Below are 12,935 nucleotides of genomic sequence, written 5' to 3' on the forward strand. Positions count from 1 at the left end.
TGCTCCTTTTCCAGTCGGTTAGTCCAATAAGGTTAATGGCGCGTTTCGGAATCGGACTTTGTCCATGGATTTTTAATTGTCTCACACAATTGGACGTCTCGACGACCCCACTTTGCCCAGCGCTGGCCAACCTTCTATCTGCGCACGGTATTTTTCATTCCCGTCAGATACGTTTGAAGGACACCGGATCTCAGCCGTTCAGTGCGCTATCAAGGTACCGATAGCGGATGACGATTATGGCAAGATCAAAATAAAAACTTTGAGAAGATTATCATAAGGCACTGATTCCAAGAGATTTATTCTGGATACTATGAATTATATCCCAACATAGGGCACCATCTCACCAACATCAGACGCTGCCGCATGAGCTGGCCGACATAGCAGTGCATTCGCCGCCGCCAAGACCGAAAGCTTAGCGCTGTCCTGGCTGTTGAAGGGCGTGATCCCGGCCTGGTCGACCTTCGCCCGCAGAAACTGGGCGCGGGGACCGTTGGCGGGGAGGGCTTCGCGGGTCGGGGCGCTCTGATAGTCGGGCAGATAGCGGGCGGCTCCGGCCATGAAGCGGATCAGCGGCAGCAGGAACAGGGTGGCCGCGACAAAGGCGGAGGCGGGATTGCCGGGGAGCGCCAATATCACCGTCTTGCCGAGCTTTCCGGCCATCACCGGCTTGCCCGGTTTCATCGCGATCTTGTAGAAATCGATTGCGGCGCCGAGCTTGCGGAAGGCGGGGCCGACCAGATCATGATCGCCGACCGATGCGCCGCCGATGGTGACGATGATATCGCAGTCTTTTGCGCTGTCCAGCGTCTGGCACAATATGTCCATATCGTCGGGAATGCGGCTCAGGCTGCGGGTTTCGGCGGTCAGGCCGCAGAGCATGGCTGACAGCATGACGTCATTGCTGGCGGGTATCTGGTGGGGCAGGGTGTCGCTGCCCGGCGCGACCAGTTCGTCGCCGGTCGAGACCACCGCCACGCGGGGCTGTGTGCCGACCGACAGTTCGCCATAGCCGGCGATAACCGCTTCGCCGAGCGCCGCCGCATTGAGCAGGCTGCCTGCGGGTAATCCGACGCTTCCTTGCTTGAAATCGCCGCCCTGATGCCGGATATGCCGGCCCTTCTCGGGTGAGGGTTCTGCTGTCAGTCGGATGGTGGCGCCGTCCGCTTCGACATTTTCCTGCATGACCACGGTATCGGCGCCTTCGGGCAGCAGGGCGCCGGTGAAAATGCGGGCGGTTTCTCCCGGTCGCAGCGCGCGGCAGGGCGGGCTTCCGGCGGGACATTCGCCGATCAGGGTCCACGGGCCGTTCCGGTCCTCGAAACGGATCGCATAGCCGTCCATCGCCGACATATCGGCCGCCGGCTGCTCGCGTCTGGCGATCAGGTCTCCGGCGAGATAGCGGCCGAGCGCATCATGGACGGAAAGCGTTTCGGCGGGCAGGCGGGACGCCAGCGCGATCAGTCGCTGCTGGGCTTCGTCCAGAGGCAGCAAGCTGCTCATTCCGCGACCCAGTCTCCTGACTTGCCGCCGCTTTTCGAGAGCAGCCGGATGTCGCTGATCACCATATCCTTCTGCATCGCCTTGGACATGTCATAGATTGTGAGAAGTGCGACCGAACAGGCTGTTAAGGCTTCCATTTCCACGCCGGTCTTGCCGGTGAGGCGGGCCATGGACGACACCTGGATACCATCATCGAGAAAGGTGAAATCGACCGCCACTTTGGTCAGCGCCAGCGGGTGGCACAAGGGGATGAGATCGCTGGTCTTCTTCGCCGCCATGATCCCGGCAATGCGAGCGGTCGCCAACACATCGCCCTTCTTCATGGCGTTCGCTTTTATAGCTTCCAAGACTTCCAGTTTCATCGCGATCCGGCCCTCGGCATGGGCCTCGCGGACCGTGTCGGCCTTGCCGCCAACATCAACCATATGGGCCGCGCCGTCGCCGTCGATATGGGTCAATTTGCTCATTGGGTTCCTGTCAGCAGTTCGCGGGTTGCGGCCTCCACATTATCCTGTCGCATCAAAGATTCACCTACCAAAAAGGCGCGGGCTCCGGATTGGGAGAGGCGCTGGCAGTCTTCATGGCTGAAGATACCGCTTTCCGACACCATAATCCGGTCGTCGGGCACCAGCTTCGCCAGCCGTTCGGTCTGGTCGAGGCTGGTCTCGAACGTCTTCAAATTGCGGTTGTTGATGCCGAGCAGCGGCGATTGCAGCTTCAGCGCCCGTTCCAGCTCCGCTTCGTCATGCACCTCGATCAGCGCGTCCATGCCGAGCGCCAGGGCTTCCGCTTCGATCTCAGCCGCCAGAGCGTCATCGAGCACCGCCATGATGATCAGGATCGCATCGGCGCCCAGCGCCCGCGATTCGGCGACCTGCCAGGGATCGACCATGAAATCCTTGCGCAGGCAGGGCAGGTCGACCGCAGCGCGCGCAGCCACCAGATATTCGTCCGCGCCCTGAAAATAGGGCTGGTCGGTCAGAACCGACAGGCAGGCAGCTCCACCAGCCTGATAGGCGCGGGCGTGAGCAGGGGGATCGAAATCCGCGCGGATCAGGCCCTTGGACGGGCTGGCTTTCTTGATCTCGGCGATCAGGGCGAAGCCGGTGGCTGATTTCTCCCGGATCGCCGCAGCAAAACCGCGCGGCGCGCTCTGACGGGCGATGTCATCGCTCAGCTTCGACGCCGGGACATCAGCCCTCCGTTGCCGGACATATTCCCGCGTTGTCGCGCAGATTTCTTCAAGCTTGTTCATTGATTGGCGATCCAGCAATTGAGCATGGCGTTGGCAAGCCCCTTGTCGAGCGCCTCGGCGGCTTCCTCGACGCCTTCTTCCCAGCTGTCGACTTCGCCCGCGACCATCAGCGCGGCAGCGCTGTTGAGCAACACGGCATCGCGATAGGCGGATTTCTCGCCCTGCAGCAATGCCTTGAGCGCAGCGGCGTTATATTGCGCATCGCCGCCCTTAATCGCTTCCGCCGGATGGCGGGTCAGTCCCGCGTCTTCCGGGGTGATGCGGCTGATGGTGACGCGGCCGTCGCTGATCATGGCAACGCGGCTGGGACCGGAAATGCTGAGCTCGTCGAGTCCTTCTTCGCCGGACACGATCATCGCCTTGTCATAGCCCAGTTGCAGCGCCGCTTCGGCATAGGTCTCGACCAGATCGGGCGAGGCTACGCCGATCAGCTGGCGTTTGACCTTCGCGGGATTGCACAGGGGACCGAGCAGATTGAAGATCGTCCGGCGGCCGATGGCCTTGCGGATCGGTCCCAGCGGGCCGAGCGCCGGATGATGATTGGGCGCAAAGAAAAAGGCGATGCCGATGTCGCGCAGGCTCTGCTCGCCATTGGCCGCCGCTTTCGCCAGATCGAGACCGAGCGCCTCCAGCGTATCCGCCGCACCCGATTTGCTCGATGCGGCGCGGTTGCCATGTTTCGCCATCGGAATTTCGCAGGCGGCTACCACCAGAGCGGTGGCGGTGGAAATGTTCAGGCTGTGGCTGCCATCGCCGCCGGTGCCGCAGACATCTATGGCATTGGCGGGCGCGTCGACGCCGATCATCCGCGCGCGCATTTCCTGCGCAGCAGCGGCAATCTCGGTAGCGGTTTCGCCCCGGTCGGCCAGCGCGACCAGAAAGGCGGTGATTTCCTCTGCCGAACAGGATCCGTCCAATATCGCGGAAAAGGCTTCGCGGGCCGCGGCTTCGGACAGGGCGCTCGCCGGGTCGGGCAGGGTCATGCCCGTTCCTTCGCTTCGATCCCCGCGATCGCCATGAAATTGGCCAGCAGCGCGTGGCCATGTTCGGTGGCGATGCTCTCGGGATGGAATTGCACGCCGTGGATCGGCAGACTTTCGTGGCGGAAACCCATGACCGAACCATCGTCGGCGGTCGCGTTGACCGGCAGGCAGGCGGGAATATCCTCGACGATCAGCGAGTGATAGCGGGTCGCGGTATAAGGCGAGGGCAGGCCGGCAAAGACGCCGCTGCTGTCATGGGTGACCGGCGATGTCTTGCCGTGCATCAGCCCGCCGCGCACCACCTTGCCGCCGAAATGCTGGCCGATGCTCTGGTGGCCGAGACACACGCCGAGCAACGGCTTGCCCGCATCGGCGCAGGCTGCGACCAGATCGAGCGATATGCCCGCTTCATTGGGGGTGCAGGGACCCGGCGAAATCAGGAAGGCCTGCGCGCCGGTGGCGAGAGCTTCGCTGGCGGTCAGTGCATCATTGCGCTCGACGCGCACCTCGGCGCCCAGTTCCATCAGATAATGGACCAGGTTGAAGGTGAAGCTGTCATAATTGTCGATAACGAGGATCATGCAAAGCTGCCTAATCGGAAATTCCGCTCTCGCCAAGCTTTGACGTGCGACCGAGTGCTGATAAAGCACCGAAAAGGGAGAATATTTCATGGGCGAGCCCGTCACCGTCAACATTCCGCACAAACTGGGTCTGGCCGAAGCCAGGAACCGCATCGGCAGCGGCATCCACACGCTCAGCGATGTCATCCCGGGCGCCAGCCTGACCGACCATCACTGGGAAGGCGATCATCTCCACTTCACCCTGGAGGCCATCGGCCAGCGCATCATCAGCGACATGCATGTCCGTGAAGACGAGGTCTACGCCGTTCTCGACCTGCCGCCGATGCTGGCGATGTTCGCCAACAAGATAAAGGCCAAGCTGCAGAAGGAAGCGCCGAAGATGCTGGAGTGAGTCTGGTTGGCTAAGAATAGGTTTAAGCCGTTAGTGTGCTGAAGCGCTGTTCGTCTTTGACGTCTGCTATTGGGTGGGGAGCGGTCATTCAAGATGAGCGATCCGTATTACAGCTTCTGGGCCGGTAACGGACTATCCGCTCTTGGCGAACCACTCGGCAAAATGGACAGCCGTGGGCCGAGCGGAACTTAACCCGTTGTAAGGTGTTACTTTCACATGACCTTACACCACACGCGCATAGGCCGCGGAAAACCACTTCTGCTTGTTCATGGACTGGGGGGAACTTACCGCTCTTGGGATACGATCTTGCCTGCGCTTGCCCAAGTGAGGGAGGTAATCGCCCTGGACCTGCCAGGGCACGGGCAGACACCCGAAGAGGCCGACAGTGGGACGTTTAACGGGCTGGCGCGCAGCTTGGACAATTGGCTCGGGGCTGAGAAACTCACAGGGATCGATATGGTTGGCAGCTCCATGGGCGCTCGCATGGTGCTCGAGATGGCGCGACGCGGCAAGGCCGGCGCGGTCGTCGCTCTGGATCCAGGTGGCTTCTGGCAAGGATGGGAGCGTAAGTTCTTCAGGACCACTATAACGGCATCGATTGCTCTGGTTCGGGCGCTGCGACCGGCGCTTCCTGCCATTACCGGAAATATCGCAGGTCGGAGCGCGCTCCTGGTCCAGCTTTCCGCAAGGCCGTGGGCGCTCGATCCCGCATTCGTCGCGCACGAACTAAGGTCATTGGCGGATACGCGTATCGTCAACTCGCTTGTGAAGGATCTCGCTACCGGCGCAAATCAGCAGGGTTCTGCGAACACGCCTTCACCAGTTGTAATCGGCTGGGGACGCAAGGATCGGTTGTGTCTACCGCAGCAGGCGAACCGCGCGATGGCGGCCTTTCCTGGAGCAACGATCCACTGGTTTGAGCGCAGCGGACACTTTCCTATGTGGGATCAGCCACAGGAGACGGTCAAGGTCATTCTGGAAGCAACCGATGACTAGTGTCATATTGACGCTGCAATAGGCGGATTAGCAGCTCGAAGACTCCAATATGGGCTTACCCCGCATTGGCGCTTATTGGAGCGAAAGCCGCCGTCGCCTGCCACCTGAACGGGTGGCAGCTTTCAGGGTAATAAACAGGCGAGTCGAATGGCCGAAATTGGGGCGCGAAGCGGACATAAAATCGTGTTTCGGCGAATGTCTGATATTCGGACGGTAGCCGACGGACAGGAACTGCACGCGCCATGCCCCTATTTGCGGCCATAGCGAACTTTTAAGCTATTGCCCGAAACCAACATCCCGCGCTCGCTTCACCGCCTCTTTCGCCGCCGCCAGCAACGCCCCGGCCTTGGCCCGGCATTCGGCCAGCTCATAGGCGGGGTCGCTATCCGCCACGATCCCCGCGCCCGCCTGCACATGCAGCGTGCCGTCCTTCACAATGCCGGTGCGCAGGACGATACAGCTGTCCATGCTGCCGTCGGGGGAGAAATAGCCGACGCCGCCGGCATAGGCGCCGCGGGTTTCGGGTTCGAGTTCGGCGATGATCTGGCAGGCGCGGACCTTTGGCGCGCCGCTGACCGTGCCGGCGGGGAAGCCGGCGAACAGGGCGTCGAGCGCATCCTTGTCCGGGGCCAGTTCGCCAACGACGTTGGAGACGATGTGCATGACATGGCTGTAGAACTCGACGGTATAGCTGTCGGTAACCTCGACGCTGTGCGCGGATGCCACCCGGCCAACATCATTGCGGCCAAGATCGAGCAGCATCAGATGTTCGGCGCGTTCCTTGGGGTCGGCGAGCAGGCTGTCCCGGTTCGCCTTGTCCTCGGCGGCATTCTTGCCGCGCGGGCGGGTGCCGGCGATCGGCCGGATGGTGACTTCGCCATCGCGCGCGCGGACCAGGATTTCCGGGCTCGAACCGGTCAGGGCAAAGCCGGGCAGGTCGAGGAAGAACAGGAAAGGGGACGGATTGATCCGGCGGAGCGCGCGGTAGAGTTCGATCGGCGGCAGGGTGAAGGGCGTGGTGAAACGCTGGGCCAGCACCACCTGGAAGATATCACCGGCTTCGATATAGTCCTTGGCGCGCAGCACCATCTCGCCATATTTCTCGGCAGAGATTTGCGGGGTGAATTCCGGGCCGTTCGGGCTGAGATTGTCGACGTTAGCCTCGTTGGTGGCTGAGACTTGTCCTTCGACAAGCTCAGGACGAACGGGGAGGGACAGTCCGCGCTGCGCCTCGTCCAGTCGTTGTTCCGCTGAAGCAATCTTGGCTTCGTTATCGCCGTCACTCTCGGGCCACACTGGTGCCACCACAAACAATTCATCGGCCAGCCGGTCAAAGATCAGGATTACGGTGGGCCGCACAAACAGCATGTCGGGCAGGTCGAGCTCGGAATGCGGCGCGCGGGGGAGCTTCTCGACCAGCCCGATGGTTTCATAGCCGAAATAGCCAACCAAACAGGCGAGGGCGCGGGGCAGATCTTCCGGCACGTCCATCTGGCAGGCCTTGACCAGATTGCGCAAGGCCGAGAGGCTGTCGCCGCTTTCCGGGGCAAAGGCTTCGCGGTCCTGCAGCCATTTAGGGTTGATCGCGGCTTTTTCGCCATCAGCCCGGAACACCAGATCAGGCGCTAGCCCGATCATGCTGTGGCGTCCGCGCGTTTCCCCGCCTTCAACCGACTCGAGCAGATAGTCGCCGCGGCCTTCTTCCATCAACTTCAGGGCCGCTGACACCGGCGTTTCGGTGTCGGCAACCTGCCGTCGCCAGATCAGCGCCGGCTTGCCGCTGTCCAGTGCCGCGCGCGCCGCTTCAAGTCCGAAACTGCCCGCCATAGGTGGGTCAGTTTCCGCCGAGCAGCTGGTTTTTCAGCGCGGTGAGCGTTTTCTCGTTCCGTTCCACACCAATATCCGCCTTCATCGCGTTGATGAACTGCGCGGTATATTCGTTACCGAACACCTGCTTGAACTGGGTCTTTGTCGCGTTCAGCAAATCTTCGCGTTTCGAGGCATCGCCACGATTGAGCTTGTCGAGGGTAACCACGAACCAACCTTGATCGCGCGGCGCTGCCAGCGATTTGGCTGTGCCCTGCGCCATGCTGAACATCAGGCTGAGCGGCGCAGGAACCTGACCCTGCTGGCTTTGCCGGGCAAGGTCCGCTCTGGTCGAGCTGATCTTCTGGATGCCGGGCAATTTCACCCCGGCATCGACCACGGCCTTGGACAGGGATGTGCCACCACTGACCGCTTTGGCAATCTTGTCCGCGACGGCTTTCGCCTTCTTCGATCCCTGGTCGAGCATATAGTCGCGGGTCACCAGCTGCTCGATCTGTGCCAGCGGCGGCGGCGCGGATTCGGTGATTTCCGAGACATCGACAGCGGCATATTGCTGGCCGGGAATGATTTCGACCACCTGCGGATCGGAATCTTCTTCCAATGCAAAAGCTATCGGCAATATCCGCTGCATTTCCGGGATTGGCCGGTAATTTTGGTCATTCGGGTTCTGGCCATTGGCGAGGAGAGCAGGAGTGGATTCAATTTTGAGCTGTTCCGCTTTGGCAATGTCGCCGAGCGTCGCTCCGTCAGCAAACTCGTCCTCCATGCGCACGGTCAATTCCGCCATTGCCTCTTCGATCTTTTCGCGAGTCAGTTCGTTGACGATCTCGGTCCGGACCTGGTCGAGCGAGCGGGCAGGGGTCTGCTTGATATCCGTCACCTTGATTATGTGCCAGCCAAGCGCACTTTGCGCCGGCCCGGCAATGGCGCCGGATCGAACCGCAAATGCGGCGTTGGCGACAGCCTGCGATGCGCTGCCGGCAAAGGCGGTCTTGCTGACCGATCCCACTTCGGCGGCAGACAGGCCGACTGACTGGGCAGCCTGTTCCAAAGTCGTGCCGCCATTGATCTTGGCGGCCAGTGCCTTTGCCGCTGCTTCTGTCGGCACAATGACCTGGTTGAGATTGCGGGTCTCGCTGGCAGAATAGCGGACCTTGTTGAGATTATAATAGCCGGCAATTTCTTTTTCGGTTGGCTTGATCTTGTCGTTGAACCGGGATTTTTCGAACAAAGCGTAGCGGATCGTCCGGCGTTCGGGAATCGTGTAGCGGGAGGCGTTCTTGGCATAAAAGGCCTCAACAGCTGCCTTTGCCGGCTTGCTATTGTCAATGAACGCAACCGACGGAATGGTGGCGATCTGTCCTTCGCGGGATTCCAGCAACAGAGAGGCATAAGGTACGACCAGCTTTTGCGGAACCGCCGCCCCGAAACCTGCTGCGGTCAACAGCTGGTCAGCAAGCAGATTGCGCGTGAAATCATCGCGCAGTTGGGTTTCGTTTATACCCTGCTGCTGCAAGGCGCGCCGGAAATTTTCTTCGCTGAACTGACCATCTGCACCCTGAAAGGTCTGTATGCTGGCGATTTCGCCATCGACCAGCCGTTTGCCAGCGGCCATGCCATATTTGGTACCGAAATCGGCAATGGCAAAGCTGTTGATCAGCCGTTCCAATACATCGTCAAATCCACCGCCGTTGATAAAGCTCTTGAGATCGAGGCCAGTATTCTCACGCTGTTCGCCGCGAAAGGCATTGTTGACCGACTGGCTGAGCTCCGCGCTGGTCAGTTTGCTGTCGCCAACTTTTGCAGCGGTGCCGGAGCCGGTGACCCCGCCGAATGTGCCGCTGCTCGACACGTCTGCCGTGGCGAAGGCAATGGCAATCAACCCGACAAAGCAGAAGGTCAGGAAAAGACCCAGCTTCGAGGAAAAAATACGGCGGAAAAAACTGATCATGAAAGATAGGTTCCATTGCGGGAGTTGGATTTGCGCCTGCTTTAGGCGGCTTGGCTTTGTGGTTCAAGCAAAAGACTGCGGAAGGAAATTGGCAAGCGCATGGATATTTGTTAGCGGGCGAGCATCAGGAAAATAGAAAAGGCTGAGGGCATCATGGCAAACCGCAAATATATTGTCGGCAACTGGAAAATGAACGGACTGCGCGCGCAGCTTTCGGACATAGCGGCCATTGCCGCGATCGCAGCCAATCATGAAGGCGCTGATGTAGGCATCTGTCCCCCGGCGACTTTGATTGGCCCGGCTGTGCAGGCCAACCCCGGCTTTGCCATTGGCGCGCAGGATTGCCATTTTGCCGAGAGCGGCGCGCATACCGGCTGTCTTTCCGCCGCCATGCTCAAGGAAGCAGGAGCAACCTATGCGATTCTCGGTCACAGCGAACGTCGCGCCGATCAGCAGGAAGGCGATTCCGAGGTAAAGGCCAAGGCGGAAGCGGTCCATGCGGCCGGTATGGGAGCGATTATCTGCGTGGGTGAAACCGAAGAGGAGCGCGATGCCGGACAGGCGATAGACATTGTCACGATCCAGCTGGCCCGTTCCTTTCCCGCGCATGCCAGTGCAGATTGGCTGACTATTGCCTATGAACCGGTATGGGCGATCGGCACCGGCCGGGTTCCCGAAGCTAGCGATGTCGAAGAAATGCACGCCGCGATCCGGGCGAAGCTCGCAGAATTGATGGGGCAGGGTAGCGACGCCGTGCGCATCCTCTATGGCGGATCGATGAACGGCGGCAATGCAGCCGAGTTGCTGGCGATTGCCAATGTCGATGGCGGACTCGTCGGCGGCGCAAGTCTGACAGCAGCGAAATTCGGTCCGATTATCGAGGCGGCTGCAGCAGCCTGAACAATCTCGATATGAAGGCCTATGTCCCGGTCTCGAAGAAAACGGATGGCCAATCCGTCCAGAATTTGATTTCCTTCATTTGTGAGATTCTATCTGGCAACATGTGTTCGCGGCTTTCCCTGGCCCGAAGTTTGACAATCTTTGTCTGTTGCATGGGAGTGGATCATCGCTTGAACTCGGACGGGGCAATCGCTATGTGCGCTGCACGTCGGAGCGCTTGCTCGCTATATTAGTTCGGAAAACCCATGTTTCTTTTTCTCACCGTCCTTCAAGCCATTGTAGCCGCCATGCTGGTTGGTGTCATATTGATGCAGAAATCCGAAGGCGGCGGACTGGGTGTCGGCGGCTCTCCGTCGGGCATGATGTCGGCGCGCGGCGCAGCGGATTTGCTGACCCGGACGACATCGGTTCTGGCGGTATTATTTGTCGCCTTGTCGATCACGCTGGCGGTTCTGGCTGCTGCGGAAGGCAAGGTTGAATCGATTGACCAGAGTCTGCAACGCGATACGGCGCCGATTTCCGCTCCGGCTGATGATGTGCCTCTGGTCGGCGACGATCCACTGGCGGCAGCCGCTGCAGCAGCGGCAGAAGAAGCACCAGCAACCAGCACGGACGGTTCGATTCCGCTCGACCAATAAGTTTTCTCAACGCTTTCGACAGAGTTTGATTCTCCAGGTGTCACAGCTGTAGCTGTGAACGTTGGTTTGTTAACCGCTCAATGAGCGGAAAATGACCATCTCCTAATAATATTTATTTCGCTTTTCCGGATTCGCGGGATTGCCATATGTGGGGTTAACGGCTTAAGCCTTTTCTCCCATGGCGCGATATATTTTCATTACCGGCGGTGTGGTTTCCTCTCTTGGCAAAGGTCTGATGGCGGCGAGCCTCGGCGCTCTGTTGCAGGCTCGCGGATATTCCGTGCGAATCCGGAAACTCGACCCCTATCTCAACGTTGATCCGGGCACGATGTCGCCCTATCAGCATGGCGAAGTCTATGTCACCGACGACGGGGCGGAGACCGACCTCGATCTCGGCCATTATGAGCGCTTTACCGGCGTTCCTTCGTTGCAGTCCGACAATGTCACCTCGGGCCGAATCTATCAATCGATCATCACCAAGGAGCGCCGTGGCGACTATCTCGGTGCGACGGTACAGGTCATTCCGCACGTCACAGATGCGATCCAGGAATTTGCCGAAGACAAGCTGGATGGCATAGATTTCGTGCTGTGCGAAATTGGCGGCACGGTTGGCGACATTGAAAGCCTGCCGTTTATCGAAGCGATTCGACAGTTGCGCAACAAGGTTGGCCGGGACAATGCAATTTCCGTCCATGTCACGCTGGTGCCTTATATTGCCGCGGCCGGTGAACTGAAAACAAAGCCAACACAGCACAGCGTCCGGGAATTGACATCGCTGGGTATCCAGCCGGACATATTGCTCTGCCGCTGCGAGCATCCGCTGCCCGAAAGCGAACGGGCCAAGATCGCTCAATTCTGTAATGTCAGGAAAGAATCGGTGATCCCGGCTCTGGACGCGAGCAATATCTATAACGTGCCGTTGCAATATCATAGGGAAGGTCTGGACCGGGAGGTGCTGCGCGCCTTTTCCATCGATGATGCGCCGGAGCCTGACTTGTCACGCTGGTACGATGTGATGGAGCGGATCGAACATCCGGAAGGCGAAGTGATTGTCGGCGTGGTCGGCAAATATGTCGGCTTGCAGGACGCTTATAAATCGCTCCAGGAAGCGCTTTTTCATGGTGGCCTGGCTAATCGGGTGAAAGTGCAGGTTCGTTGGCTCGATGCGGAAATGTTCGAGAATGAAGAGGATCTGGCCACCAAACTGGAGCCGCTTCACGCGATTCTTGTGCCGGGTGGCTTTGGCGAACGGGGCAGCGAAGGCAAGATCGGTTCGGTCAAATTTGCCCGGGAAAATGACATTCCGTTTTTCGGTATCTGTCTCGGCATGCAAATGGCCTGCGTCGAAGCGGCCCGCAATCTGGCCGGCATTGACACGGCGTCGACAACCGAATTTGGTGAAACCGAAGAGCCGGTCGTGGGGCTGATCACCGAATGGATGACCGAAGAAGGTCTGCAAAAACGGGAAGCCGGTGGCGATATGGGCGGTACCATGCGACTCGGAGCTTATGATGCGATGTTGCAGCCCGGCTCAAAAATCAGCGAAATTTATGGCAGCCGCGAAATCAGTGAACGCCACCGCCACCGCTATGAGGTAAACAAGGGCTATGTCGAACGGCTGGAGAAAACCGGTCTGATCTTTTCGGGCATGTCTCCTGATGGCGAGTTGCCGGAAACCGTTGAACGACCGGACCATTGCTGGTTTGTCGGCGTCCAGTTTCATCCGGAACTGAAAAGCAAACCTTTCGATCCCCATCCGCTTTTTGCGTCTTTCATTGCTGCGGCATTGCAGCAAAGCCGTCTCGTTTAGGCACATAAAACAATTGTTTTCGCTAGATGTTGGCAGATGTCGAATCTGTCCAATATATTTTACAGGATGTGACTATTGTCACGCGAATACGGTGCAAGGGAGC

General features: G+C 59.4%; 12 protein-coding genes. 5 read left to right on the forward strand and 7 right to left on the reverse strand.

Going from position 1 to position 12,935, the window contains the following annotated elements:
- Positions 1-315: 315 nt before the first annotated feature.
- From AZE99_RS06245 to AZE99_RS06265, 5 genes are read right to left on the reverse strand one after another with little or no spacing between them, the layout of a single operon-like run.
- Positions 316-1,500 carry a molybdopterin molybdotransferase MoeA gene (locus tag AZE99_RS06245; RefSeq protein WP_067198955.1) on the reverse strand — a complete coding sequence of 395 codons (1,185 nt, stop codon included), beginning with the start codon at positions 1,498-1,500 and terminating at the stop codon, positions 316-318.
- Positions 1,497-1,967: a cyclic pyranopterin monophosphate synthase MoaC gene (moaC, locus tag AZE99_RS06250; RefSeq protein WP_067198957.1), complete on the reverse strand. Its 471-nt coding sequence runs from the start codon at positions 1,965-1,967 to the stop codon at positions 1,497-1,499. Before moaC ends, AZE99_RS06245 begins: the two co-directional genes overlap by 4 nt.
- The gene (gene trpC, locus AZE99_RS06255) at positions 1,964-2,755 is read right to left on the reverse strand and encodes an indole-3-glycerol phosphate synthase TrpC (RefSeq protein ID WP_067198959.1); all 792 of its coding nucleotides are present in this window, start codon (positions 2,753-2,755) and stop codon (positions 1,964-1,966) included. Before trpC ends, moaC begins: the two co-directional genes overlap by 4 nt.
- Positions 2,752-3,738 carry an anthranilate phosphoribosyltransferase gene (gene trpD, locus AZE99_RS06260; protein ID WP_067198966.1) on the reverse strand — a complete coding sequence of 329 codons (987 nt, stop codon included), beginning with the start codon at positions 3,736-3,738 and terminating at the stop codon, positions 2,752-2,754. The genes trpC and trpD overlap by 4 nt, the downstream gene beginning before the upstream one ends.
- A complete protein-coding gene (locus AZE99_RS06265) occupies positions 3,735-4,319 on the reverse strand; it encodes an anthranilate synthase component II (protein WP_067203354.1) in 585 nt (194 codons plus the stop codon). The genes trpD and AZE99_RS06265 overlap by 4 nt, the downstream gene beginning before the upstream one ends.
- 88 nt (positions 4,320-4,407) lie before the next feature.
- On the opposite strand from AZE99_RS06265, the gene AZE99_RS06270 reads away from it, so the two are divergent.
- Both AZE99_RS06270 and AZE99_RS06275 read left to right on the forward strand, forming a co-directional pair.
- A complete protein-coding gene (locus tag AZE99_RS06270) occupies positions 4,408-4,710 on the forward strand; it encodes a polyhydroxyalkanoic acid system family protein (protein WP_067198968.1) in 303 nt (100 codons plus the stop codon).
- A gap of 216 nt (positions 4,711-4,926) precedes the next feature.
- Complete coding sequence (locus AZE99_RS06275) at positions 4,927-5,706, forward strand: alpha/beta fold hydrolase (protein WP_067198970.1); 780 nt, start codon at positions 4,927-4,929, stop codon at positions 5,704-5,706.
- Between the two features lie 276 nt (positions 5,707-5,982).
- Here AZE99_RS06275 and trpE read toward each other — a convergent pair whose 3' ends face one another.
- Together trpE and AZE99_RS06285 are read right to left on the reverse strand one after the other, a co-directional pair.
- Entirely contained in the window at positions 5,983-7,533 is a 1,551-nt protein-coding gene (gene trpE, locus AZE99_RS06280; protein WP_067198972.1) for an anthranilate synthase component I, read from the reverse strand.
- Positions 7,534-7,540: 7 nt separating this feature from the next.
- Positions 7,541-9,484, reverse strand: coding sequence for a peptidylprolyl isomerase (locus AZE99_RS06285; protein ID WP_067198974.1), 1,944 nt, complete (start codon positions 9,482-9,484; stop codon positions 7,541-7,543).
- Positions 9,485-9,637: 153 nt separating this feature from the next.
- Here AZE99_RS06285 and tpiA point away from each other — a divergent pair, with 153 nt between their 5' ends.
- The 3 genes from tpiA to AZE99_RS06300 all read left to right on the forward strand — a co-directional run bounded on the left by tpiA (position 9,638) and on the right by AZE99_RS06300 (position 12,832).
- Entirely contained in the window at positions 9,638-10,384 is a 747-nt protein-coding gene (tpiA, locus tag AZE99_RS06290; RefSeq protein WP_067198975.1) for a triose-phosphate isomerase, read from the forward strand.
- Between the two features lie 245 nt (positions 10,385-10,629).
- Positions 10,630-11,022: a preprotein translocase subunit SecG gene (gene secG, locus AZE99_RS06295; protein WP_067198977.1), complete on the forward strand. Its 393-nt coding sequence runs from the start codon at positions 10,630-10,632 to the stop codon at positions 11,020-11,022.
- A gap of 178 nt (positions 11,023-11,200) precedes the next feature.
- A complete protein-coding gene (locus tag AZE99_RS06300; protein WP_067198979.1) occupies positions 11,201-12,832 on the forward strand; it encodes a CTP synthase in 1,632 nt (543 codons plus the stop codon).
- Positions 12,833-12,935: the final 103 nt, after the last annotated feature.

It is taken from the genome of Sphingorhabdus sp. M41, assembly GCF_001586275.1.
GTDB lineage: Bacteria > Pseudomonadota > Alphaproteobacteria > Sphingomonadales > Sphingomonadaceae > Parasphingorhabdus.

Excerpts from the sequence above, each read along its gene's own strand:
- trpE (WP_067198972.1), bottom strand. The coding sequence starts at position 7,533 with ATGGCGGGCAGTTTCGGACTTGAAGCGGCGCGCGCGGCACTGGACAGC.
- AZE99_RS06265 (WP_067203354.1), bottom strand. The coding sequence starts at position 4,319 with ATGATCCTCGTTATCGACAATTATGACAGCTTCACCTTCAACCTGGTC.
- tpiA (WP_067198975.1), top strand. The coding sequence starts at position 9,638 with ATGGCAAACCGCAAATATATTGTCGGCAACTGGAAAATGAACGGACTG.
- AZE99_RS06285 (WP_067198974.1), bottom strand. The coding sequence starts at position 9,484 with ATGATCAGTTTTTTCCGCCGTATTTTTTCCTCGAAGCTGGGTCTTTTC.
- AZE99_RS06300 (WP_067198979.1), top strand. The coding sequence starts at position 11,201 with ATGGCGCGATATATTTTCATTACCGGCGGTGTGGTTTCCTCTCTTGGC.
- AZE99_RS06275 (WP_067198970.1), top strand. The coding sequence starts at position 4,927 with ATGACCTTACACCACACGCGCATAGGCCGCGGAAAACCACTTCTGCTT.
- secG (WP_067198977.1), top strand. The coding sequence starts at position 10,630 with ATGTTTCTTTTTCTCACCGTCCTTCAAGCCATTGTAGCCGCCATGCTG.
- trpC (WP_067198959.1), bottom strand. The coding sequence starts at position 2,755 with ATGAACAAGCTTGAAGAAATCTGCGCGACAACGCGGGAATATGTCCGG.
- trpD (WP_067198966.1), bottom strand. The coding sequence starts at position 3,738 with ATGACCCTGCCCGACCCGGCGAGCGCCCTGTCCGAAGCCGCGGCCCGC.
- AZE99_RS06270 (WP_067198968.1), top strand. The coding sequence starts at position 4,408 with ATGGGCGAGCCCGTCACCGTCAACATTCCGCACAAACTGGGTCTGGCC.
- moaC (WP_067198957.1), bottom strand. The coding sequence starts at position 1,967 with ATGAGCAAATTGACCCATATCGACGGCGACGGCGCGGCCCATATGGTT.
- AZE99_RS06245 (WP_067198955.1), bottom strand. The coding sequence starts at position 1,500 with ATGAGCAGCTTGCTGCCTCTGGACGAAGCCCAGCAGCGACTGATCGCG.